Below are 22,728 nucleotides of genomic sequence, written 5' to 3' on the forward strand. Positions count from 1 at the left end.
CCTTCGGGGGTGCCTGAATCAGGCCGGCTGGGCCTGGGGCGACTGTGGTTGCAGGGGCAGCAATGGCGCGTGCGGATCGGCCTTGATCGAGGCACGCCAAGCGCCTAGCCACTCGGCGTGACCTTCGCTCCACACCTGCTCATGCAGACGAGCCAAGGCCACCGGATCGCTGAGCAAGGCCAGGCGTTCGCTGTTGTTGAGGCCAGCCGGGCCGACTTTCAACGCGTGGCGAACACGCTCCATGCGCAGGTACTCGATGGGCTCGGCCTCACGGTGCCGCGAGGTTGCCAAGGCGCAGGCCAGAGCGTTCTGCTGCGGGTCTACCACCGAACGCACAAAGCCGTCGTTGAGGGCGTGCCAACGGTTTTCGTGGGTGTACTTCTCGGTCGACAGCAGGGCCTGCGGCGGGTTGTATTCCTCAGGGATCAGGAACAGGCTCTCGTCGCGGGACTTGAGGCCCAACTTGACCCGGCTGGAAATCACCGACACCGGGATCGACAGCATCAGCGAGCCGACAATCGGCACCAGCCACCACAGGAAGCTCGGGTTCAGCCACACCACCAGCAGCGCCCACAGGAAGCCCAGCACGGTTTGCGGACCGTGGCGCTTGACCGCTTCGCTCCAGGGCGTGGAGTCGTCGTCACGTTGCGGCGAGTTCCAGGTAGCGGCCCAACCGAGGAACGCGGCGAGGACGAAACGGGTGTGGAAAATCATCCGCACCGGCGCCAGCAGCATGGAGAACAACATCTCCAGCAGCATCGACAGGGTTACCTTAAACTTGCCACCGAACTCTTTGGCGCCCTTGGCCCAGATCAAGATGATGCTGAGCAGTTTAGGCAGGAACAGCAGCACGATGGTGGTGGAGAACAGCGCCACCGCCTTGTCCGGGTGCCATTGTGGCCATAGCGGGTACAACTGGCGCGGGGCCATGAAGTACTGCGGCTCCATCAGCGTGTTCACCGCCAGCAAGGCCGTGGACAGCACCAGGAAGAAGAACCACAACGGCGCCGACAGATAAGACATCACGCCGGTCAGGAACACCGCACGGTGCACCGGGTGCATGCCTTTAACCAGGAACAGGCGGAAGTTCATCAGGTTACCGTGGCACCAGCGACGGTCACGCTTGAGCTCGTCCAGCAGGTTCGGCGGCAGTTCTTCGTAGCTGCCCGGCAGGTCGTAGGCAATCCACACGCCCCAGCCGGCACGGCGCATCAGCGCGGCTTCAACGAAGTCGTGGGAGAGGATCGCACCGGCAAACGCGCCTTTACCGGGCAGCGGCGCCAGGGCGCAGTGCTCGATAAACGGCTTCATACGGATAATGGCGTTGTGGCCCCAGTAGTGGGATTCACCCAACTGCCAGAAGTGCAGGCCGGCGGTAAACAGCGGTCCGTACACGCGAGTGGCGAACTGCTGCATGCGCGCATACAGGGTGTCCATGCCCGACGCACGCGGCGCGGTCTGGATAATCCCGGCATCCGGCGTGGCTTCCATCAGGCGCACCAGGCTGGTCAGGCACTCGCCGCTCATCACGCTATCTGCGTCGAGAACGACCATGTACTTGTAGTCACCGCCCCAACGACGGCAGAAGTCGTCGAGGTTGCCGCTCTTGCGCTTAACGCGGCGGCGACGACGGCGGTAGAAGATCTTGCCGAAGCCACCGGCTTCGCGGCATACGTCGAGCCAGGCTTGCTGTTCGGCGATGCAGATGTCGGCGTCGTTACTGTCGCTGAGCACGAAGAAATCGAAGCGATCCAGGTCACCGGTCGCGGCCACCGATTCGAACGTTGCACGCAAGCCGGCGAATACACGCGGCACGTCTTCGTTACAGATCGGCATCACCAGGGCGGTGCGCGCATCTTTCGGAATCGGCTCGTCACCGGCACTTTTACCGGAAATACGGTATTTATCGTGACCGGTCAGCAGCTCCAGGAAGCCCATGAGCGCAGTCCAGAAACCGGCCGACACCCAGCAGAACAGAATCCCGAACATGATCAGGATGCTGGTTTGCAGCGCGTAAGGCAGTACCTGGGTAGCGGTTTGCAGCAGGGTCTGGTTGCGAATTTCGTCGAAGTCGACCAGCGACCAGCCCTGGTACGGCATGATGCCTTTCATGTACCAGCCGGCCACGATGGTCTGGCCCAGCATCAGCACCAGCAGGATGTAACGACGGATCGAGCCCACGGTACGCCAGCGCGCAGCCGGCAATACCCGCTCATCTTTCGGTGGCTTGGGCGGGTTGGTGCGGCCGGTCATCCGGCGCCAACCGCGCACCAGGATGTTGGTGCGCCAAGGCTCGGGCACCACTTTGGTCCGACGAATCGGCGGCGTGGCCTTGAGACACACACGACCGCTGGCATCGAGCGCCAGCATCTCGGCGTCTTGCAGCTCTTCGGCGCTGTTGAGGGTCAAGCGGCGGCCGACCGACGCTTGGGCAGCGTCGGTCGGTGCGTCGAAGGTCTTGGACGACAGACGTTCGTGCAACTCGCTGAAGGACTTGCAGCCCGCCAGCTCGGCGCGCTGCTCAGCCGTCATGGGTAGATGCGCCAGGTACTCGGACAGAGTCTCTGGCTTGACTTGAGAATTACTCATCGGCAGGCAACTGATAGCTCCAGGTTTCGGTCAGGACTTGCTCGGTCTTGATCGGCTCCGGTGTGGCTGGGGCAGCCTCAGGCTGTTTGGCTTCCTTGTCCTTGGCGTCTTTCTTGGCCTGCTTCTCATGCTGCTTGGCCAAGACTTTGTCGGCCTTGAGCACATGGTTGGAAACCGACTCAGGCTCAGGCTGCACGATATCCTGCACCAATGCCGCACGCATTTCGGTCGGTTTGCTTGCGTCCTTGATCTTCATACGCAGGGTCAGGCGCCAGCCTTTGGTGTGTTCGTTGTAGCGCACGCTGTTTTCGACCAGTTCAGCGTTATCACCCACGCTCACCTGGCTACGTACCGGAGCGTCCGGCAGCAGTTTCTTCAGGGACGGGCCCTCGAAATCTACCAGGTAGGCCACGCTGCCATCGGGCTGACGGATCAGGTTCGATTGCTTCACGTCACCGGTAGAACGCAGGGTCTGCTTGACCCAGGCACTGTCCGGCGAATGGAAGGCCGCGTCGTCCAATGTCCAGTGCAGACGGTAAGCCACGTCCAGCGGCTTGCCGACTTCCGGCAGCTCGGCCGGGCTCCAGAAGGCCACGATGTTGTCGTTGGTCTCATCGGCGGTCGGAATCTCGACCAGGTCGACGGAGCCTTTGCCCCAGTCACCTTCAGGCTCGATCCAGGCGCTCGGGCGCTTGTCGTAGTTGTCGTCCAGGTCTTCGTAGTGGCTGAAGTTGCGGCCACGCTGCAGCAGGCCGAACCCACGCGGGTTCTCGACGCTGAAGTTGCTGACCGACAGGTGTTTAGGGTTGTTCAGCGGACGCCAGATCCACTCGCCATTGCCGGCGTGAATCGACAGGCCGCTGGAATCGTGGAGCTCGCGACGGTAGTTGAGGACCTTGGACGGCTGGTTGGCGCCGAACAGGAACATCGAGGTCAACGGCGCAACGCCCAGCTTGCTGACCTTGTCACGCAGGTACATCTGTGATTTGACGTCCACCACGGTGTCGGTGCCAGGGCGCAGGATCAGACGATAAGCGCCAGTGGCGCGTGGCGAATCCAGTAGCGCGAAAATCACCAAATGCTTGTCACCCGGCTTTGGACGCTCGATCCAGAACTCGGTGAAACGCGGGAATTCTTCGCCAGACGGCAACGCGGTGTCGATTGCCATGCCACGGGCAGACAGGCCATACACTTGGTCCTTGCCTACGACGCGGAAATAGCTGGCGCCGAGCATGGTCATGATTTCGTCTTGCTTGTCGGCCTTGTTGATCGGGAAAAGCACACGGAAACCGGCGTAACCCAGCTGTTCGGTGGCTTTAGGATCAAATTTCACGTCGCCGAAATCGAAACGCGTCGGGTCGTACTTGATTTCGTGCACGCTATCGGCGGTGACTTCATTGATTTTCACCGGGGTGTCGAAATGCATCCCCTGGTGATAGAAGGACAGCTTGAACGGGGTGTTCTGATCGGCCCACTCGGCTTTTTCATTGCGGAAACGAATTTTCTGGTAATCCGCAAATTTCATTTCGCGGAATTCGTTCGGCAGATTGCTGCGCGGAGCTTCGTACTTCTGCCCAGCCAGCTCTTTTGCCTTGGCCGACACATCATCCAGACTGAACGCCCACAGTTGACCCGCGCCGAACAGGCAAAACAGGGCAGAGCCCGTCACCAGTGCGTTTCGTAACCGTTTGGCAGACAATTTTGGTGCATTACAGGGACTAACAATCACGAGCAACCCTCGCCGAAAACAGATCAAAAAACCAACGGCCAGCTATCTATATGCCAGGTTGGCGAGCAATGTTCCGACTCCTCTGGGGCAAAATGATTCCCCATGCGGTTGTCGGACAAGGCTCTACCTAAGTCAAAAATGGACCAAACAACGCTGATCCCCGTAGCGCGCGATTATCTAGTAGCCCGCGAGACAACGCATCAGGAACAGTGAAGTATTTGTAGCGAAACCCTGCGTTTTTAGGCATTAACGTCGTTTTTCATACATTCATGTCTGTAAGAGGAAGGTCACAGGGCCATCATTGACCAAGTGCACCTGCATATCCGCGCCAAAACGCCCCGAAGCCACCTTGCCATGCAATTGTTGCGCTTGTAACAACAAGTGCTCAAAAAGCGCCGCTCCCAGGGTCGGAGGAGCCGCTGTGGAGAAGCTGGGCCGTAGCCCGCTTTTGGTATCCGCCGCCAGGGTGAACTGCGACACCAGCAGCAAACCGCCGCCGATGTCCTTGAGGGACAGGTTCATCTTGCCCTCCTCGTCACTGAACACCCGATAGTTAAGCAGCTTGTGCAGCAGTTTGTCGGCGCTTTCGGGCGTATCTGAAGGCTCGACGGCCACCAGCACCAGCAAACCCTGGTCAATCGAGCCTACCACCTCCCCTGCGACCTCAACCCGGGCGCCACGCACCCGCTGCAACAGGCCCTTCATGCTTCTTCAGGCGGCAGGTCGAGCAGGCGCCGGGCCATTTCGCCGGTCGCACGCACCAGCGCGTCGGTGATGCCCGGCTCGGACGCCGCATGCCCGGCTTCGCGGATCACCTGCAACTCGCTGTTGGGCCAGGCCTGATGCAGCTCCCAAGCGTTATCCAGCGTGCAGATCATATCGTAGCGGCCATGGATGATGACGCCAGGCAGATGGGCGATCTTGTGCATATCGCGAATCAGCTGGTTGGGTTCCAGGAAGGAGTTGTTGGTGAAGTAATGACATTCGATACGTGCGATGGACAAGGCGCGCTGCGGCTCGGAAAACCGTTCCACATGCTGCGGGCTCGGGCACAGGCCCAACATACGGCCTTCCCAGCCCGACCAGGCTTTGGCCGCATGCATCTGGGCGATCTGGTCGTTGCCGGTCAGTCGCTTGTGGTAAGCGGCGATCATGTCGTGGCGCTCTTCCACCGGGATCGGTGCCACGTAGTCCTGCCAGTAATCGGGGAACAGGCGACTCGCGCCCTCCTGGTAGAACCAGCGAATATCCTGGGGGCGGGCAAGGAAGATGCCGCGCACGATCAGGCCGAGCACACGCTCGGGATGGGTTTGCGCGTAGGCCAGGGCCAGGGTTGAGCCCCAGGAGCCGCCGAACAGCACCCACTTGTCGATGCCCAGGTGCTCGCGGATGCGTTCAAGGTCGGCGACCAGATCCCAGGTGGTGTTGTTCTCAAGGCTGGCCCTTGGCGTAGAGCGGCCGCAGCCACGCTGGTCGAAGGTGACAATATGGTAGAGGTTCGGGTCGAAATAGCAGCGGCTCTGGGCGTCGCAACCGGAGCCGGGACCTCCATGGATGAACACGACAGGCAAGCCTTCGGGGGAGCCACTTTCATCGACATACAGGGTGTGGGTGTCATCGACAGCCAGATCGTGCCGGGCGTAGGGTTTGATCTGCGGGTACCAAGTCTGCATTGCGTGCTCCGTAGGGTGTCGGGTTCATCCCTGGGGGGACGTCTATTATTTTGCCGTCTGGCATCATAAACCCGAATTGTGCAATGAGCATGTCCTTGAGCACTTAGACCTGTGTCAGCAGTTCGCACCTCAGATAACCGAGCAGATAGTCATACAGCCGATCCACCTCCGGCACCTGTTCGCGTGCCCCCCCTGCGAGTTACTTTGGGCTGGGCCGGCATTCCGGCTCTTTTCCAAAGTGACCCGCCGTCAGGCGAAACCCTAAGTGGCCGTTACCGCAGCAATGGATATATACAATCCAACTGTGTTGACTGTCAGGCCGCCTTCGCGAGCAGCCCGCTCCCACAGTTTGATCGCGGGGTGTCAGGTGGATATGCGCCGGCTGTCCGGTCGTCACGGGAGCAAGCTCCCTCGCCACAGGATCAGCGTCGTACCAAAGTTGTGTAGATACCGATGCTGCGATGGCGGTGTGTCAGTTGATAAAAGTGTTGCTGAACCACCGTTATCGCAGGCAAGCCAGCCTCCCACATTTCGAGCGCATTCCATGATGGAGCGCGGTCAAGTGTGGGAGCGGGCTTGCTCGCGAAAGCTATTGCAGCAGCACCAACAATTACCGGTAGTGCTTCTGTCCCCAAGCCAACAGCCCTTCAAGCAACTGCCTCAACACCACCCGAGTCGGCTCGGCCAAATCCGGGCGATAACGGAACGGTTCGAACTCCTCCATATAGGTGCTCTGGCACAACTCCAGCTGCACCGCGTGGATATCCTGCGCGGGGTTGCCATAATGACGGGTGATATGGCCGCCCTTGAAGCGCCCGTTCAGCACATGGGTATATTGCGGATGCTGAGCGCAGATGGCTTCCAGCTGGCTGGCTAGCTGCGGGTCGCACGCAGCGCCGTTGAAGGTACCCAAATTGAAGTCCGGCAATTTGCCGTCAAACAGGTGCGGGATCAACGAGCGGATCGAGTGCGCATCGAACAGCAACGCATAACCGAACTCGGCCTTGAGGCGTGCCAGTTCTTCTTGCAGTTGACGGTGGTACGGCCCCCAGATTTTTTGCAGGTAACTGGCCCGCTCCTCCTCGGAGGGCGTTTGCCCTTCCCGGAACAACGGCACGCCATCGAACAGCGTCTCGGGGTACAGGCCCGTCGTAGCGCCGGCATACAGCGGCGTGTTGTCGGAAGGCCGGTTGAGGTCGATGACAAACCGCGAGTACTCCGCAGCCAGGGTGCTGGCGCCCAGTTCTTCGGCAAAGTCATACAACAGCGGGATATGCCAGTCGGTATCCGGCAGGCTTTGCGCCTCGGGGATCAACCCGGCCTCCACCGCAGGGGTGAGCCGCAGGCCGGCGTGGGGCATGCTGATCAGCAGCGGTACGCGGCCTTGCTTGAATGTCAGAACCTTATCCACAACTGCATCCTCTCAAACAGTGACGTCGGCGCCGTGGCGCACAACGCGTTTATCCAGCTCGCCACCCAGCCAGTAGGCCAGGTCGGCTGGGCGATCGATCTGCCAGGCGACAAAATCCGCGACCTTGCCCACTTCCAGGGAGCCATGGGTATCGCCCAGGCCCAACGCGGTGGCCGCGTGTTGCGTGGCACCGGCCAGGGCTTCTTCCGGGGTCATGCGAAACAGGGTGCAGGCCATGTTCAGCATCAGCCGTACCGACAGCGCCGGTGAAGTACCGGGGTTGAGGTCGCTGGCGATGGCGATCTTCACGCCGTGCTTGCGCAGGGCCTCCATCGGCGGCAGCTGGGTTTCACGCAGGAAGTAGAACGCGCCCGGCAATAGCACGGCGACGGTACCGGCCGCAGCCATGGCGATGGCGTCTTCTTCAGTCATGAATTCCAGGTGGTCGGCCGACAACGCGTGGTAGCGCGCCGCCAGGCTTGAGCCATGCAACGACGAGAGTTGCTCGGCGTGCAGCTTCACCGGCAGGCCAAGTTGCTGGGCGACCTTGAATACCCGCTCAACCTGCTCGGGGGAAAACGCCAGGTATTCACAGAAGGCATCGACCGCATCCACCAACCCCTCAGCGGCCAGGGCCGGCAGCATCTGGCTGCAGATGTGCTCGATGTAATCGTCGGCGCGGTCCTTGTACTCCGGCGGTAACGCGTGGGCGGCCAGGCAGGTGGCACGCACGCTGACCGGCAGTGCTTCACCCAGGCGCCGGGCCACACGCAGCATCTTGCGTTCGTTGGCCAGGTCCAGGCCGTAGCCGGACTTGATCTCCACCGTGGTCACGCCGTCACGCAGCAAACTGCGCAGGCGCTTTTCAGCGCTCGAGAACAGCTCATCTTCGCTCGCCGCACGGGTTGCGCGCACCGTGCTGGCAATGCCGCCGCCCTTGGCCGCGATCTCGGCGTAGCTGACACCTTCGAGGCGCTGCTCGAATTCGCCACTGCGATTGCCACCAAACACCGTATGGGTGTGACAGTCGATCAGCCCGGGGGTGACCCACGCGCCTTGCAGGTCATGCACCTGGGCGTAATCCGCGGTTGGCGCCTGGCTGCGGGGGCCGACCCACTCGATGAGCGAGCCGGCAGTCACCATGGCGGCATCCTCGATGATCGAGTATTTGCCGTTGGCCATGGTTGCGACGTGGCAGTGTTGCCAAAGCGTTTTCATCAACGCCTCCCTAAGTTATCGATGAGACAAAACCGGGTCGTAATCGACCTTGGCCGTTTGCCCGGCGGCAGGCTTGACCCACAGCCAGTAGGCGATGATCAGCAGCACGATCCACACGGCGCCCACCATCAACGCCGCCTGGGTATCCGGGAAGTAACCGAGTACACCAAACACAAACAGCATGAAAACAATGGCCGCTGCCGGCGCATAGGGCCAGAACGGCACCGGGAATTTCAGTTCGGCGACCTGCGCCTTGGTCATCGAGCGACGCATGGCGACCTGGGTAAACAGGATCATCAGCCATACCCACACCGTGGCGAAGGTGGCAATCGAAGCAATCAGCAGGAACACGTTTTCCGGGATCAGGTAGTTGAGCACCACACCGCCGAGCAAAGCGGCGCCCATGACCACCACGGTCATCCATGGCACGCCTTGTTTGGACAATTGCGCGAAGCCCTTCGGCGCCTGCCCTTGTTGAGCCAGGCCGTACATCATGCGGCCGGCGCCGAAAATGTCGCTGTTAATGGCCGACACCGCCGCCGAGATCACCACAATGTTGAGGATAGTCGCCGCCGAGCCAATCCCCAGGTTGCTGAAGATCTGCACGAACGGGCTGCCCTGGCTGCCGATCTGCGGCCACGGGTAGATGGCCATCAACACGAACAAGGTCAGCACGTAAAACAACAGGATACGCAGCGGCACCGCGTTGATCGCCTTGGGGATCACCCGCTGCGGGTCCTTGGCTTCACCGGCGGTGATGCCGATGATTTCGATGCCACCAAAGGCAAACATCACCACGGCAAACGAGGCGATCAGCCCACCGATGCCGTTGGGCATGAAGCCGCCATGGGCCCACAGGTTACTCAGTCCGCTGGCCTGGGTTTCGCCCGCCGAGTGAATGCCGAACAACATGATGCCAAAGCCGCCGAGGATCATCGCCACAATGGCACCGACCTTGAGCAACGACAGCCAGAACTCCATCTCGCCAAAGACTTTGACGTTGCACAGGTTCAGGCCGCCGATCAAAAACACGATGCCCAGCACCCAGACCCAACGGGCCACTTCGGGAAACCAGAAGCCCATGTAGATGCCGAACGCGGTGACGTCGGCGAGGCAGACGATGATCATTTCAAAGGCGTAGGTCCAGCCGAGGATAAACCCGGCCATGGGCCCCAGGTAGGTGCTGGCATAATGGCCGAAGGAGCCAGACACTGGGTTGTGCACGGCCATCTCACCGAGGGCGCGCATCACCATGAATACAGCAGCGCCGCCGATCAGGTAGGCCAGCAGCACGGCAGGGCCAGCCATTTGGATGGCGGAGGCGGAGCCATAAAACAGCCCGGTGCCGATCGCGGACCCCAGGGCCATGAAGCGAATATGTCGGGCGTTGAGCCCGCGTTTCAAACCTTTTTCTGGCTGGTGCATTTCTCGTCCCTAATTATTCTTATGAGGAGAAGATCGTTCCCACGCTCGGCGTGGGAACTCCGACCTGGACGCTCCGCGTCCGCTTTAAGAGCGGTGACGCAGAGCGTCACAGGATGCATTCCCACGCGGAGCGTGGGAATGATCAGGCACAGACCGAGTCGCGGTCAGAGGCTTGGCAGCAACTTGGCCGGCACCAGCTCATTCAGGCAGCGGCTGGCGAGCAGTTCGCTGGCGGCGTTGATGTCCGGGGCGAAGAAGCGGTCCTTGTCATAGAACGCCACCTTGTCGCGCAGGATGCCACGGGCTTTTTCCAGCTTGGGCGAGGTCTTCAGGCCGTCGCGCAGGTCCAGGCCCTGGCACGCCGCGAGCCATTCCACCGCGAGGATGCCCCGGGTGTTCTCGGCCATTTCCCACAAACGCTTGCCCGCAGCCGGGGCCATGGACACGTGGTCTTCCTGGTTGGCCGAAGTCGGCAAGCTGTCGACGCTATGGGGATGGGCCAGCGCCTTGTTCTCGCTGGCGAGCGCGGCGGCGGTCACCTGGGCGATCATGAAGCCGGAGTTCACCCCGCCATTGCCCACCAGAAACGGCGGCAGTTGCGACATGTGCTTGTCCATCATCAACGAGATCCGGCGCTCGCTCAGGGAGCCGATTTCGGCAATGGCCAGCGCCATGTTGTCGGCGGCCATGGCCACGGGTTCGGCGTGGAAGTTGCCACCGGAAATCACGTCACCCTCGGCGGCAAAGACCAGCGGGTTATCCGACACTGCGTTGGCTTCTACCACCAGCACCTCGGCGGCCTGGCGCAATTGAGTCAGGCACGCACCCATGACCTGCGGCTGGCAACGCAGGGAATACGGGTCTTGCACCTTGTCGCAGTTCTGGTGCGATTGGGACACCTGGCTGCTCTCACCGAGCAGGTCGCGATAGGCCGCTGCCGAGTCGATCTGGCCACGCTGGCCACGCGCTGCATGAATACGCGCATCGAACGGCGAACGCGAACCCAGTACCGCCTCCACAGTGAGGCCGCCGCAAGCGAGGGCGCCGGCGAACAGGTCTTCGCCTTCGAACAGGCCACGCAGGGCATAGGCCGTGGACACCTGGGTGCCGTTGAGCAGGGCCAGGCCTTCTTTGGCGGCCAGGGTCAGCGGCGTGAGGCCGGCGATTTTCAGCGCCTCGGTGGCTTCCAGCCATTGGCCCTTGTGGCGTGCCTTGCCTTCGCCAAGCAGTACCAGGGACATGTGCGCCAACGGCGCCAGGTCACCGGAAGCACCCACTGACCCCTTGAGCGGAATGTGCGGGTACACCTCGGCGTTGATCAGCGCGATCAACGCGTCGATCACCTGGCGACGAATCCCGGAGAAGCCACGGCTCAGGCTGTTGACCTTGAGCACCATGACCAGTCGCACCAGCGCATCGCTGATCGGCTCACCGACGCCGGCGGCGTGGGACAGCACCAGGGAACGCTGGAGGTTTTCCAGGTCTTCGCTGGCGATGCGGGTCGAGGCCAACAGGCCAAAACCGGTGTTGATGCCATAGGCGGTGCGGTTCTCGGCGAGAATCTGCTCCACGCAGGCAACGCTGGCTTCGATCTGGGCCGAGGCGCTGTCATCCAGGCTGAGGGTTACTGGCTGCTGGTAGATGGCACGCAGTTGGGCGAGGCTCAGTTGGCCTGGAATCAGGTTTAGCGCAGTCACATTCATTCTCCTTGTGAATTGTTCTTAGGTGTTCAGTGCAAATTCGGTAATGCGGTGTCTTTAAGCAGCTGGGCAGCGGCGGCAATATCCGGCGCCAGCCAGCGGTCCTGTTCATAAGCAGGGACCACTTCGCGCAGCAAACGCCAGGCGCGGTCGGTACCGGCACCGAAGCGCTGGTCCTTGAGAAACTCGAAAGCCTGGGCCGCCAGCAGGTATTCGATGGCAAGAATCTGGGTGACGTTGACCAGCACCTGGTGCAGCTTGAGCGCGGCGTTGGTGCCCATGCTCAAGTGGTCTTCCTGCAGGCCCGAGGTGACGAAATTGTCGAGCACCGCGGGTTGCGCCAACTGGCGGTTCTGCCCGCACAAGGACGCGGCGACGTACTGCACGATCATCATCCCGGAGTTGACCCCCGGGTTGCTCACCAGGAAGGCTGGCAGGCCGCTGACATGCGGGTTGACCAGGCGGTCCAGGCGACGCTCGGCCACCGAACCGATCTCGGCCATGGCGATGGCGAGCATGTCGGCCGCCATCGCGACGGACTGCCCGTGGGGGTTGGCCTGGGACACCACGCGGTAGCTGTCTGGCGTGCCCAGCACCAGCGGGTTGTCGGTGGCGCTGTTGAGTTCGGTCTCGATCTGGCGCGTGGCGTGTTCCACCTGATCGCGGGCCGCGCCGTGAATCTGCGGGATCGAGCGAATGCTCAAGGCATCCTGGGTGCGAATACCTTTACTGCTGGCAATCACCTCACTGCCGTCGAGCAAGGCACGCAGGTTGATACCCACTTGCTGCATGCCAGGATGCGGCTTGAGAGCAATGATTTCTTCGTCAAAGGCGTCGATCTGGCCGCGCTGGGCTTCGAAGCTCATGGCACCGATCACGTCGGCCCATTGCAGCAAGTGATGTGCATCGGCCAGGGCCAGGCAGCTCAGGCCGGTCATGCACGGCGTGCCATTGACCAGGCACAGGCCGTCCTTGGCGCCGAGCACCATCGGCTGCAAGCCTTCAGCCTGCAACGCGTGTTGCGCCGTGACGATCTGGCCGCGATAACTCACATTGCCGACGCCCAGCAGGGCCACGCCGATATGGGCCATGTGGGTCAGGTACCCCACCGAGCCTTGGGACGGCACTTGCGGGGTGATGCCGTGGTTGAGCAACGCCAGCAGCGCGTGCACCACCTGCGGATGCAGGCCGGACTTGCCATGGCTGTAGTTGATGATCGCCGCGCAGATGATCGCGCGGGTTTGCTCATCGCTGAGCACCGGGCCGACACCACAGGCATGGCTCAACAGCGTATTGCGCGACAGTTGGCTCAGTTGCTCGGTCTTGAGCGAGACGTTGCACAGCGCGCCCAGGCCGGTGTTGACACCATAGGCACGCTCGCCGCTGGTGACGATGCGCTGCACGATGGCTTGGGCATTGTCGATGCGCGCCCAGGCGTGGCCCGACAGTTCGAGCATGGCGCCGTGGCGGGCGACGGCGACCACGTCCTGCCAGCGCAGTGGGGTGTCGGCGATGATGATTGTTGTTGCCTGGGACATCGTTGACCTCTTCATAATCTCTACAGCATTGCCGGCGTCATCGCGGGCAAGCCCGGCTCCCACATTTGAACTGTGTGAACCCAATCAAATGTGGGAGCTGGCTTGCCTGCGATGGCGTCCGTCAGACCACCGCCGCCCGCCGCTGAACAAAGCGGTCCACATATTCATCCGCCGGCGAATGCAGGATCTCCCGCGGCGTGCCGACCTGGATCAGCTTGCCGTCCTTGAGGATCGCAATGCGATTGCCGATGCGCACGGCCTCGTCGAGGTCGTGGGTGATGAACACGATGGTCTTGTGCAGGGTCTTTTGCAGCTCGAGCAATTGGTCTTGCATCTCGGCGCGGATCAGCGGGTCGAGGGCGCTGAAGGCTTCGTCCATCAGGATGATATCGGTGTCGGCCGCCAAGGCGCGGGCCAGGCCCACGCGCTGGCGCATACCGCCAGAAAGCTGGTGGGGATATTTGTTTTCATAGCCTTTGAGGCCCACTGTTTCGATCCAGTGCAACGCACGTTCGGCGCAGACTTGCTTGGTTTCGCCACGCACTTTCAGGCCGTAGGCAACGTTGTCGAGCACGCTCTTGTGCGGCAGCAGGCCGAAGCTCTGGAACACCATGCTGATCTTGTGCCGACGGAATTGGCGCAGGGCTTCCATGTCCAGTTGCAGGATGTCTTCGCCGTCCACCAGGATCGCGCCACTGGTGGGGTCGATCAGGCGGTTGAAGTGGCGCACCAGGGTGGATTTGCCCGAACCCGACAAGCCCATGATGACAAAGATCTCACCGGTGCCGATGCTCAGGGACAGGTCATTGACGCCGACCACGCAACCGGTCTCGGCCAGTACCTGGTCCTTGGTCTTGCCCTGGCCGACCATGGCCAGCGCATCCTTGGCGCGTGCGCCGAAAATCTTGAAGACGTTTTTGACTTCGATTTTGCTGACAGTCGTCATTTGCTCGCCTCATGCCGTGGGCGGCCATAAGCCTGGGTAATGCGGTCGATGACCACTGCGAGAATCACGATCGCCAGCCCGGCTTCAAGGCCGCGGCCGACGTTGAGGGTCTGGATGCCGACGAGCACGTCTTCACCCAAGCCACGGGCGCCGATCATCGAGGCGATCACCACCATCGACAGCGCCATCATGGTGGTCTGGTTAATCCCGGCCATGATGCTCGGCAACGCCAGCGGCAATTGCACGCCGAACAGTTGCTGCCAGCGGTTGGCGCCGAAGGCGTTGATGGCTTCCATGACTTCGCCATCGACTTGGCGAATACCCAGGTCTGTCAGGCGAATCAGCGGCGGCGCGGCGTAGATCACCGTGGCGAAAATCGCCGGGACCTTGCCCAGGCCGAACAGCATCAGCACCGGGATGAGGTACACGAAGCTGGGCATGGTTTGCATGATGTCCAGCAGCGGCATCAACACTGAACGCAGGCGATTACTGCGCGCCGAGAGGATGCCCAGGGGGATGCCGATCAACACCGAAATCACCGTGGCCACCATCATCAATGCCAGGGTTTGCATCAGCTTGTCCCACAGGCCAACCGCGCCCACCAGGAACAGCAGACCGACAATCACCGCCGTGGTCACCACCTTGCGGGTGGCATGCCAGGCAATACCGCCGACGATGGCCAGCATCAGCCACCAGGGCGCTGCGCGCAGCAGGCCTTCCAGGTTGACGATGGCCCACAGCAGCGTATCGGAGATGTGCCGGAACACATCGCCGTAGTGGGTGACCAGTGCGTCCACCCAACCGTTGACCCAGTCGGCGATGGAAAAGGTAATGCTCTCAGGAAACATATCGTGCTCTCGATCCAGTGGGTTGTGGCCAGCCGCCCGGCCACCCTTGAGGGTAGCCGTGCACACTTGACCTACAAGGCCGCGTCGATTTTCTTGGCTGCGTCGTCGCTCACCCAGGCGTGCCAGACTTCAGGATGTTCCTTGAGGAATATTTTCGCCAGTTTCGGCGACTCGATCCGCTCCTTGGCCATGCGGCCCAGGTTCTGGTTCAGCAGGTCGATGGGCAGGTTGACCTTTTCCAGCACGGCCACCAGTTCCGGGGCTTGCTCGTGGAAAGTCTTGGAGAGGCCGACCTTGATGCTCACGGTTTTGTCCACGCCGGGCTTTTCTTCCAGCTTGACCAGATCGACCTGGCCCATCAGCGGTGTCGGTGACCAGTAGTAGAACAGGATCGGCTCGCCACGCTTGTAGCTCGACAGCACCGCTGCATCCAGCGCCGGGCCGGTGCCCGGGCGGAAGTTGGTGTAGGTGCTTTCCAGGCCGTAGCTCTTGAGCATTTCGCTGTTGTCCAGCTCGCAGGTCCAGCCGGCCGGGCAGTTGTAGAAGCGGCCCTTGGACGGCTCTTCCTGGTCCTTGAACACCGAGGCGTACTTGGCCAGGTCGGCGATGTTTTTCAGGTCCGGCGCCTTGGCTTCCAGCTTGCGCTTGGCGTCGCCTTCGATCACATAGCGCGGCACGTACCAGCCTTCGACCGCGCCGACCACCGGAGCACCGACGCCCACGACTTTGCCGGCCTTCTCGGCTTTGTTCCAGACCTCGCTGCGACCTACCCACTCCTCGGCGAACACTTGGATGTCGTTACTGCCCAGGGCGTTTTCCATGGTGATGGAATTGCCCGGCAAGCTGTCGGTTTTGCAGTCGTAGCCTTTTTCCAGCACGGTTTGCAGGATGTCGGTGAGCAACATGCCGCTTTCCCAATTCAGGCCGGCGAATTTCACCGGTTTACCCGACTCGCACCAACCAGCCGCCTGGGCGCCGGCACTTGCCAGCACGCCAGCTGCGAACAAAGTAGCCAGCAAGGTCTTATTCATAGTCATTGTTGTGACGCTCCCAATCATGAAATGGATTACGGCAGTCAGTAGGCGTCCTGCCCTGTCCACGTCCCATCAGGCTTGTGCAGCCAGCCCGTTTGTTGTGGGTGAAGCGCCCTGCTCTTTTGGCAGGATCAGGTGATCGGGTACCGTGCCGTGCCATTTTTTTGCACACACGTAATACAGGGCCGCCGGCAGTACCAGGCCGATGATCCAGGAGATATCCACATCCCCCAGCGCGGCCACCAGGGGGCCGGTGTAGAACTTGGTAGAGATGAACGGCAACTGCACCAGCACGCCGAATACGTAGACGCTGATGCCCAGCAGGTTCCAGCGGCCGTAACGACCGTTCGGGTCGGCCAGCGCCGGCACGTCATAACGCTCGCGGGTGATGCAGTAGTAATCCACCAGGTTGATCGCGCTCCAGGGCGTAAAGAACGCCAGCAGGAACAGGATGAACGACTTGAATGCACCGAGGAACGAATGCTGGCCGAGCAACGCGATCAGCGTGGCCGTGCCGACGATCATCAGCACAAACACCAGACGCTGCAGACGCGTGACCTCCAGACGCCCACGAAAGCCGCTGATGATAGTGGCGATGCACATGAAGCTGCCGTAGGAGTTGAGCGTCGAGATGGTGACCTTGCCGAACGCGATGCTGAAGTACAGCAACGCAGCGGTAGCCCCCGTGCCGCTCAAGCCAACGATGTACGCCACCTCGTGGCCGGCAAACTGCCCGTTGGACATGGCCGCGGCAAACACGCCGAGGACCATCGCCACTTGGGCACCGATGACCGAACCTGCGCCAGCAGCGAGAAAGGTTTTCACCGATGACGTGTGGCTCGGCAGGTAACGCGAGTAATCTGCCACGTAAGGGCCGAACGCAATCTGCCAGGAGGCCGCCAGCGACACGGCCAGCAGGAAACTGCTCCAGCTGAAGTGGCGGATCTGCAGGAGCGCGCCAACGTCGGTCTGGCTCATCAAGCGGCTGAACAGGTACACAAAGGCAACCACGCCAATCAGGCTGGCGACCCGGCCGATGAAGTGGATCACCCGGTAACCCAGCACCGTGACCAGCACGATGACACTGGCGAAGATCAGGATGCCGACGCTGTCGCTGACCCCGAACAACTGGCCCAGCGCCTGGCCCGACAGCACGGTGCCGGTGGCGGTGAAGCCCAGGTACATCAAGCACACCAACACGATCGGAATGGCCGCGCCGTACACGCCGAACTGCACCCGGCTGGAAATCATCTGCGGCAGGCCAAGCTTGGGCCCTTGCGCCGCATGCAGCGCCATGACGCCACCGCCGATCAGTTGACCGATCAGCAAGCCGATCAACGACCAGAACACATCACCGCCCAGCACCACGGCCAACGCCCCGGTGACAATCGCAGTGATCTGCAGGTTGGCACCCATCCACAGGGTGAATTGACTGAATAGACGACCATGTCTTTCCGCTTCCGGGATGTAGTCGATCGAACGTTTCTCGATCAACGGGGTGGTGTCGTTTGCAGCCATGTTGTTCAACCTCTGATGGATTGTTTTGTATGCATCTTGCTCTTCCGTGGGCGCTGGCTTGCCTGCGATAGCATCACCGCGGTCTTACTGTCAGACCGCGTCGTCTGCATCGCAGGCAAGCCAGCTCCCACAGGTACTGCGCCACCCGTTACTTGATCATCGGCAGGTTCAGGCCTTGTTCCTTGGCGCAGTCGATAGCGATCTGGTAACCCGCATCCGCATGACGCATCACCCCGGTCGCCGGGTCGTTGTGCAGCACGCGGGCAATCCGCTCGGCCGCTTCGTCAGTACCGTCGCAGACAATCACCATCCCTGAGTGCTGGGAGAAGCCCATGCCCACGCCACCACCGTGGTGCAGCGACACCCAGGTCGCGCCGCTCGCGGTATTAAGCAAGGCGTTGAGCAGCGGCCAGTCGGACACAGCATCGGAGCCGTCCTGCATGGCTTCGGTTTCGCGGTTCGGGCTGGCGACCGAGCCGGAGTCCAGGTGGTCACGGCCGATCACGACCGGCGCGGACAGCTCGCCGCTGCGCACCATTTCGTTGAACGCCAGGCCCAACTTGGCACGCTGGCCCAGGCCGACCCAGCAGATACGTGCCGGCAGACCCTGGAAGCTGATGCGCTCGCGGGCCATGTCCAGCCAGTTGTGCAGGTGGGCGTCGTCCGGGATCAGCTCTTTGACTTTGGCGTCGGTCTTGTAGATGTCCTGCGGGTCACCGGACAGCGCCGCCCAGCGGAACGGGCCGATGCCACGGCAGAACAATGGGCGGATGTAGGCCGGTACGAAACCTGGGAAGTCGAACGCGTTTTCCACGCCCTCTTCCTGGGCCATCTGGCGGATGTTGTTGCCGTAGTCGAAGGTCGGGATGCCTTGCTTCTGGAATTCGAGCATGGCTTTGACGTGGACGGCCATCGACTGCTTGGCGGCCTTGATCACGGCGGCCGGCTCGGTCTTGGCGCGAGCGCGGTATTCGTCCCAGGTCCAGCCGGCCGGCAGGTAACCGTTGAGTGGGTCGTGGGCGCTGGTCTGGTCGGTGACCATGTCCGGGCGCACGCCACGCTTGACCAGTTCTGGCAGGATCTCTGCGGCGTTGCCCAGCAGCGCGATGGAGATGGCCTTGCCTTCCTTGGTGTATTTGGCGATGCGCGCCAGGGCGTCGTCGAGGTCGGTGGCCTGCTCGTCGACGTAGCGGCTGTTCAGGCGGAAGTCGATGCTGACTTGCTGGCACTCGATATTCAGCGAGCAGGCGCCGGCCAGCGTCGCGGCCAATGGCTGCGCGCCGCCCATGCCGCCGAGGCCGGCGGTGAGCACCCAACGGCCGGTCAAGTCGCTGTTGTAGTGCTGGCGGCCGGCTTCGACGAAGGTTTCGTAGGTGCCTTGGACAATGCCTTGGCTGCCGATGTAGATCCAGCTGCCGGCGGTCATCTGGCCGTACATGGCCAGGCCCTTGGCATCCAGTTCGTTGAAATGCTCCCAACTGGCCCAGTGCGGTACCAGGTTGGAGTTGGCAATCAGCACGCGCGGGGCGTTGCTGTGGGTCTTGAACACGCCGACTGGCTTACCGGATTGCACCAGCAGGGTTTCGTCGTCGTTCAGATTGGTGAGGCTCTCGACGATCTGGTCGTAGCACTCCCAGTTGCGCGCCGCGCGGCCGATACCGCCGTACACCACCAGTTCTTTGGGGTTCTCGGCCACTTGTGGGTCGAGGTTGTTCATCAGCATGCGCAGCGGCGCTTCGGTCAGCCAGCTTTTGGCGGTGAGCTTGTTACCGCGGGCGGCGCGGATTTCGACGTCACGGTATTTTGTAGGCTTGGTCACAGCTAGGACTCCTCGGCGATCGATGCGCGAACAGGGATGGTGCAAAGTCTTACGCACACATCTTTACTTGTATGTACAAGCATATGCAATCGAGCGGCCAACTTTAGCCAGGAGTGGTTGGGTTTTTTTTGCACGGGGCGTGCGAGCCTTGTAAATCAAGGCTTCAAAGCTTGATGAAATTTCTTACGGAGGTTTGTTGCAGCGCGGGGAATTTGTCACGGCAGCGAAGCTTTGCGTCACGCTGGGGCATTCGGTAACAAATTGGTGCGCGGAGTGGAAACAGATTTTGTGAACAATGCAAAAACAAAGGTGGGAGCTGGCTTGTCTGCGATAGCGGTGTGTCAGTCAGCGCATCAGCTACTGATATACCGCTATCGCAGGCAAGGCAGCTCCCACAGTTTTTAATCGCGTGCGGTCAGTTCGATGATGCAGCAGCGGCCAGTGACAGAGATATCCAGCAGGCCCGTGTTACCGTCCACTTGCAGGCAATCATGGTGGCCGAGCTTCTCGCCCAGCACCTTCACCTCATCCGCCACGCTGAACACCAGCACCGTCTGCGCGGTGCTGAAAAACTGCTGCACGCCATCCACCCACTGCAAGCGTGCGTGGTAACGCTGTGGCGAGTAGATCAGGTTGAAGTCGCGAATCGGCCCGGTGATCAAGCGGCATGACACCTGGCTTTCACCCTTGAACGCGAACGGCTGCAACGGTAACAACCCGCGTTGCTCCTCACCGTCTACGGTCAACACCATGCCGGCGCCTTTGATCACCGTAATCACGCGCTGGTAGCCAGCGAAGGTGGAAAACCCACCCGATTCGGCGATATCGGCAATCGACAAACGCCAGCCAAAACCCTCCAGGCCGGTGCCGGCGTCGCGACTGATTTCTTCGGTACTGCCGCCGCCGTTCTTCCACGGCATGCGCACGTAGTCGGCGGCGCGCCAGACGTTGATCTCACTCATTTACTGAAGCGTCCTTCGAGGCTGTGACGGGAACCGGGGTGGATCAATCGCGCCGCAGTCACCGGCTGGCGACCCGACCAGGTGCGTCGGCGAATCAACAGGCACGGCTCGCTCGGCTCGATCTGCAACAATTTGCACTCGGCGGCATCGGCGAGGATCGCCTCAACCACATGCTCGCCCTCAGTCAACGGCGCGACCTGGTTCAAATAGGCATACGGGGTTTGCTGGGTGAAGTCCTGCTGCAAGTATTCCGGCGCGACCAGGGCGTTGACGAAACGGTCTTCTATTTGCACAGGAATGTCGTTCTCGTAATGCACGATCAACGAGTGGAACACCCGCCCGCCTTCGCGCATTTCCAAGGCAACGGCGCGTTCGGAGCCGGCGGCCTCTTCGCCCAGGGTGATCACCTGGCAAGTGTGCCGATGCCCGCGGGAGGCGATTTCATCGGCGATGTTATGCACTTCAAACAGGGCTGACTGGCTTTTCGGCTCGGCAACAAACGTACCCACACCCTGCATACGCACTAGAAGGCCTTCGGCGGTCAGCTCGCGCAGGGCGCGGTTGATAGTCATGCGGCTGAAGCCCAACTGGCTGACCAGCTCGCTTTCCGACGGCACGCGGTAATGGGGCGGCCAGTTGCCGTTGAGGATCTGCTGGCTGATCATCTGTTTGACGCGGGCATACAAGGGCGCCGGACTTTCGTCCATGTGGGCAGCCAGCGAAGACTTGGCGGGCGGAGTCGGCACAGGGAATCCTTGCAGGGGAAAAAGATGCATAGATTGCCGGAGTTTACCGAGCAGGCAAACGTCTGTATATGTATATACAAATAAACACACGACCGGGGTGCCTTGATCATGTCCGCTTTCTTTGCCGAACGCGCACTGCTGCCTAATGGATGGGCCAATGATGTACGTCTTGAAGTCAGCACCGATGGCCTGCTGACAAAGGTTGAGCCCAACGCCAGTGCAGAAGGTGCGGAGCGGCTCAGGGGCCCGGTGTTGGCGGGCATGCCGAACCTGCATTCCCATGCCTTCCAGCGCGCCATGGCGGGCTTGGCCGAAGTGGCCGGCAACCCCAATGACAGCTTCTGGACCTGGCGCGACTTGATGTACCGCATGGTCGGCAAGATCAACCCCGAGCAGTTACAGATCATCGCCCGCCAGCTGTATATCGAAATGCTCAAGGCCGGCTACACCTCGGTGGCCGAGTTCCATTACGTGCACCACGATCTCAGCGGCCAGCCCTATGCCGACCGTACGGAACTGTCCCGCCAGATCAGCCAGGCGGCCGCCAGCAGCGGGATCGGCCTGACCTTGCTGCCGGTGCTCTACACCCACGCGGGCTTTGGTGGCCAAGCGCCGAATGAAGGCCAGCGACGGTTTATCAACAGCACGGAACACTACCTGGACTTGCAAGCGCGCCTGCAGCCCATTCTGGCGGCACAACCGGCGCAGCAACTGGGTCTGTGCTTCCACTCCCTGCGCGCCGTCACCCCCGAACAAATCCATACCGTGCTGGCCGCCAGTGACAAGAGCTGCCCGGTGCATATCCACATCGCCGAACAGCAAAAAGAAGTCGACGACTGCTTGGCCTGGAGCGGCAAGCGCCCGTTGCAATGGCTGTATGACAATGTCGAGGTGGATGAGCGCTGGTGCCTGGTGCACGCCACCCATGCCGATGCCGACGAAGTGACACGCATGGCCAACAGCCGAGCGATTGCCGGTTTGTGCCTGACCACGGAGGCCAACCTGGGCGATGGGATTTTTCCTGCGGTGGACTTCCTCGCCCAGGGCGGCCGCATGGGCATTGGTTCCGACAGCCATGTGTCACTGAGCGTGGTGGAAGAACTGCGTTGGCTGGAATACGGCCAGCGCCTGCGTGATCAACGGCGTAATCGGTTGTATCGCAGTGACCAACCGATGGTGGGTCGCACGCTGTTCGATGCTGCGCTGGACGGTGGCGCACAAGCGCTGGGCCAGCCGATTGGTCGACTGCAAGTGGGCAAGCGTGCGGACTGGATAGTGCTGGACGGTAGCGACCCGTACCTGGCGACGGCCAGTGAGGATGGGATTCTCAACCGCTGGCTATTTGCCGGTGGTGATCGGCAAGTGCGCGATGTACTGGTCAATGGCAAGTGGGTGGTGCGAGATGGGCATCATGCTGGCGAAGAAGACAGCAGCCGGGCATTCACCCAGGTCCTGAAGGACTTGCTGAACTAACGGCCAACCCATAACAACTGTGGGAGCTGGCTTGCCTGCGATAGCATCAACCCGGTGCAACTGATGCACCGAGGTGCCTGTATCGCAGGCAAGCCAGCT

Annotated in this window: 16 protein-coding genes and 1 pseudogene; 1 reads left to right on the forward strand and 16 read right to left on the reverse strand. The window is 61.4% G+C overall.

The window, feature by feature from the left end:
- Nucleotides 1–10: 10 nt before the first annotated feature.
- The 16 genes and pseudogenes from mdoH to hutC all read right to left on the reverse strand — a co-directional run.
- A pseudogene (gene mdoH, locus BOP96_RS04610) lies at nucleotides 11–2,589 on the reverse strand (glucans biosynthesis glucosyltransferase MdoH); the annotation flags it as partial.
- The gene (locus tag BOP96_RS04615) at nucleotides 2,582–4,318 is read right to left on the reverse strand and encodes a glucan biosynthesis protein G (protein ID WP_014716546.1); all 1,737 of its coding nucleotides are present in this window, start codon (nucleotides 4,316–4,318) and stop codon (nucleotides 2,582–2,584) included. The gene BOP96_RS04615 and the pseudogene mdoH, both read right to left, overlap by 8 nt.
- 267 nt (nucleotides 4,319–4,585) lie before the next feature.
- Nucleotides 4,586–5,023 carry a D-aminoacyl-tRNA deacylase gene (gene dtd / locus BOP96_RS04620; RefSeq protein ID WP_014716545.1) on the reverse strand — a complete coding sequence of 146 codons (438 nt, stop codon included), beginning with the start codon at nucleotides 5,021–5,023 and terminating at the stop codon, nucleotides 4,586–4,588.
- Nucleotides 5,020–5,991 carry a prolyl aminopeptidase gene (gene pip / locus BOP96_RS04625; protein WP_014716544.1) on the reverse strand — a complete coding sequence of 324 codons (972 nt, stop codon included), beginning with the start codon at nucleotides 5,989–5,991 and terminating at the stop codon, nucleotides 5,020–5,022. The genes dtd and pip overlap by 4 nt, the downstream gene beginning before the upstream one ends.
- A 610-nt stretch (nucleotides 5,992–6,601) precedes the next feature.
- Nucleotides 6,602–7,402 (reverse strand): N-formylglutamate deformylase, encoded by an 801-nt coding sequence (gene hutG, locus BOP96_RS04630; protein ID WP_014716542.1) that lies wholly within the window; start codon nucleotides 7,400–7,402, stop codon nucleotides 6,602–6,604.
- A 12-nt stretch (nucleotides 7,403–7,414) separates the two neighbouring features.
- On the reverse strand, nucleotides 7,415–8,620 hold the full coding sequence (gene hutI, locus BOP96_RS04635) for an imidazolonepropionase (RefSeq protein ID WP_014716541.1): 1,206 nt from the start codon (nucleotides 8,618–8,620) through the stop codon (nucleotides 7,415–7,417).
- A gap of 15 nt (nucleotides 8,621–8,635) precedes the next feature.
- Nucleotides 8,636–10,045: an amino acid permease gene (locus BOP96_RS04640; RefSeq protein ID WP_014716540.1), complete on the reverse strand. Its 1,410-nt coding sequence runs from the start codon at nucleotides 10,043–10,045 to the stop codon at nucleotides 8,636–8,638.
- Nucleotides 10,046–10,209: 164 nt separating this feature from the next.
- The gene (hutH, locus tag BOP96_RS04645; RefSeq protein WP_020302387.1) at nucleotides 10,210–11,748 is read right to left on the reverse strand and encodes a histidine ammonia-lyase; all 1,539 of its coding nucleotides are present in this window, start codon (nucleotides 11,746–11,748) and stop codon (nucleotides 10,210–10,212) included.
- Between the two features lie 26 nt (nucleotides 11,749–11,774).
- On the reverse strand, nucleotides 11,775–13,283 hold the full coding sequence (gene hutH, locus BOP96_RS04650) for a histidine ammonia-lyase (RefSeq protein WP_058410923.1): 1,509 nt from the start codon (nucleotides 13,281–13,283) through the stop codon (nucleotides 11,775–11,777).
- A gap of 121 nt (nucleotides 13,284–13,404) precedes the next feature.
- Nucleotides 13,405–14,229: a quaternary amine ABC transporter ATP-binding protein gene (locus BOP96_RS04655; RefSeq protein ID WP_014716537.1), complete on the reverse strand. Its 825-nt coding sequence runs from the start codon at nucleotides 14,227–14,229 to the stop codon at nucleotides 13,405–13,407.
- Nucleotides 14,226–15,077, reverse strand: coding sequence for an ABC transporter permease (locus BOP96_RS04660; RefSeq protein ID WP_020302389.1), 852 nt, complete (start codon nucleotides 15,075–15,077; stop codon nucleotides 14,226–14,228). Before BOP96_RS04660 ends, BOP96_RS04655 begins: the two co-directional genes overlap by 4 nt.
- A gap of 71 nt (nucleotides 15,078–15,148) precedes the next feature.
- Nucleotides 15,149–16,114 (reverse strand): ABC transporter substrate-binding protein, encoded by a 966-nt coding sequence (locus BOP96_RS04665; protein WP_014716535.1) that lies wholly within the window; start codon nucleotides 16,112–16,114, stop codon nucleotides 15,149–15,151.
- A gap of 69 nt (nucleotides 16,115–16,183) precedes the next feature.
- On the reverse strand, nucleotides 16,184–17,629 hold the full coding sequence (locus BOP96_RS04670) for a purine-cytosine permease family protein (RefSeq protein ID WP_014716534.1): 1,446 nt from the start codon (nucleotides 17,627–17,629) through the stop codon (nucleotides 16,184–16,186).
- A 148-nt stretch (nucleotides 17,630–17,777) separates the two neighbouring features.
- Nucleotides 17,778–19,448 carry a urocanate hydratase gene (gene hutU, locus BOP96_RS04675; protein WP_014716533.1) on the reverse strand — a complete coding sequence of 557 codons (1,671 nt, stop codon included), beginning with the start codon at nucleotides 19,446–19,448 and terminating at the stop codon, nucleotides 17,778–17,780.
- Nucleotides 19,449–19,849: 401 nt separating this feature from the next.
- Nucleotides 19,850–20,410, reverse strand: coding sequence for a HutD/Ves family protein (locus tag BOP96_RS04680; RefSeq protein ID WP_032901815.1), 561 nt, complete (start codon nucleotides 20,408–20,410; stop codon nucleotides 19,850–19,852).
- Nucleotides 20,407–21,117: a histidine utilization repressor gene (gene hutC, locus BOP96_RS04685; RefSeq protein ID WP_224796965.1), complete on the reverse strand. Its 711-nt coding sequence runs from the start codon at nucleotides 21,115–21,117 to the stop codon at nucleotides 20,407–20,409. Before hutC ends, BOP96_RS04680 begins: the two co-directional genes overlap by 4 nt.
- Nucleotides 21,118–21,264: 147 nt before the next feature.
- Between hutC and BOP96_RS04690 the strand changes: the two genes are divergently transcribed.
- The gene (locus BOP96_RS04690; protein WP_032901814.1) at nucleotides 21,265–22,629 is read left to right on the forward strand and encodes a formimidoylglutamate deiminase; all 1,365 of its coding nucleotides are present in this window, start codon (nucleotides 21,265–21,267) and stop codon (nucleotides 22,627–22,629) included.
- Nucleotides 22,630–22,728: the final 99 nt, after the last annotated feature.

The sequence above is a fragment of the Pseudomonas sp. FSL W5-0203 genome, assembly GCF_001896155.1.
Lineage (GTDB): Bacteria > Pseudomonadota > Gammaproteobacteria > Pseudomonadales > Pseudomonadaceae > Aquipseudomonas > Aquipseudomonas paracarnis.

Bases quoted from the DNA above. Each gene is read 5' to 3' on its own strand.
- BOP96_RS04665 (WP_014716535.1), bottom strand. From the start codon at position 16,114: ATGACTATGAATAAGACCTTGCTGGCTACTTTGTTCGCAGCTGGCGTG.
- BOP96_RS04670 (WP_014716534.1), bottom strand. From the start codon at position 17,629: ATGGCTGCAAACGACACCACCCCGTTGATCGAGAAACGTTCGATCGAC.
- hutH (WP_020302387.1), bottom strand. From the start codon at position 11,748: ATGAATGTGACTGCGCTAAACCTGATTCCAGGCCAACTGAGCCTCGCC.
- BOP96_RS04680 (WP_032901815.1), bottom strand. From the start codon at position 20,410: ATGAGTGAGATCAACGTCTGGCGCGCCGCCGACTACGTGCGCATGCCG.
- BOP96_RS04640 (WP_014716540.1), bottom strand. From the start codon at position 10,045: ATGCACCAGCCAGAAAAAGGTTTGAAACGCGGGCTCAACGCCCGACAT.
- BOP96_RS04655 (WP_014716537.1), bottom strand. From the start codon at position 14,229: ATGACGACTGTCAGCAAAATCGAAGTCAAAAACGTCTTCAAGATTTTC.
- hutH (WP_058410923.1), bottom strand. From the start codon at position 13,283: ATGTCCCAGGCAACAACAATCATCATCGCCGACACCCCACTGCGCTGG.
- pip (WP_014716544.1), bottom strand. From the start codon at position 5,991: ATGCAGACTTGGTACCCGCAGATCAAACCCTACGCCCGGCACGATCTG.
- BOP96_RS04660 (WP_020302389.1), bottom strand. From the start codon at position 15,077: ATGTTTCCTGAGAGCATTACCTTTTCCATCGCCGACTGGGTCAACGGT.
- hutI (WP_014716541.1), bottom strand. From the start codon at position 8,620: ATGAAAACGCTTTGGCAACACTGCCACGTCGCAACCATGGCCAACGGC.
- dtd (WP_014716545.1), bottom strand. From the start codon at position 5,023: ATGAAGGGCCTGTTGCAGCGGGTGCGTGGCGCCCGGGTTGAGGTCGCA.
- BOP96_RS04690 (WP_032901814.1), top strand. From the start codon at position 21,265: ATGTCCGCTTTCTTTGCCGAACGCGCACTGCTGCCTAATGGATGGGCC.
- hutC (WP_224796965.1), bottom strand. From the start codon at position 21,117: ATGGACGAAAGTCCGGCGCCCTTGTATGCCCGCGTCAAACAGATGATC.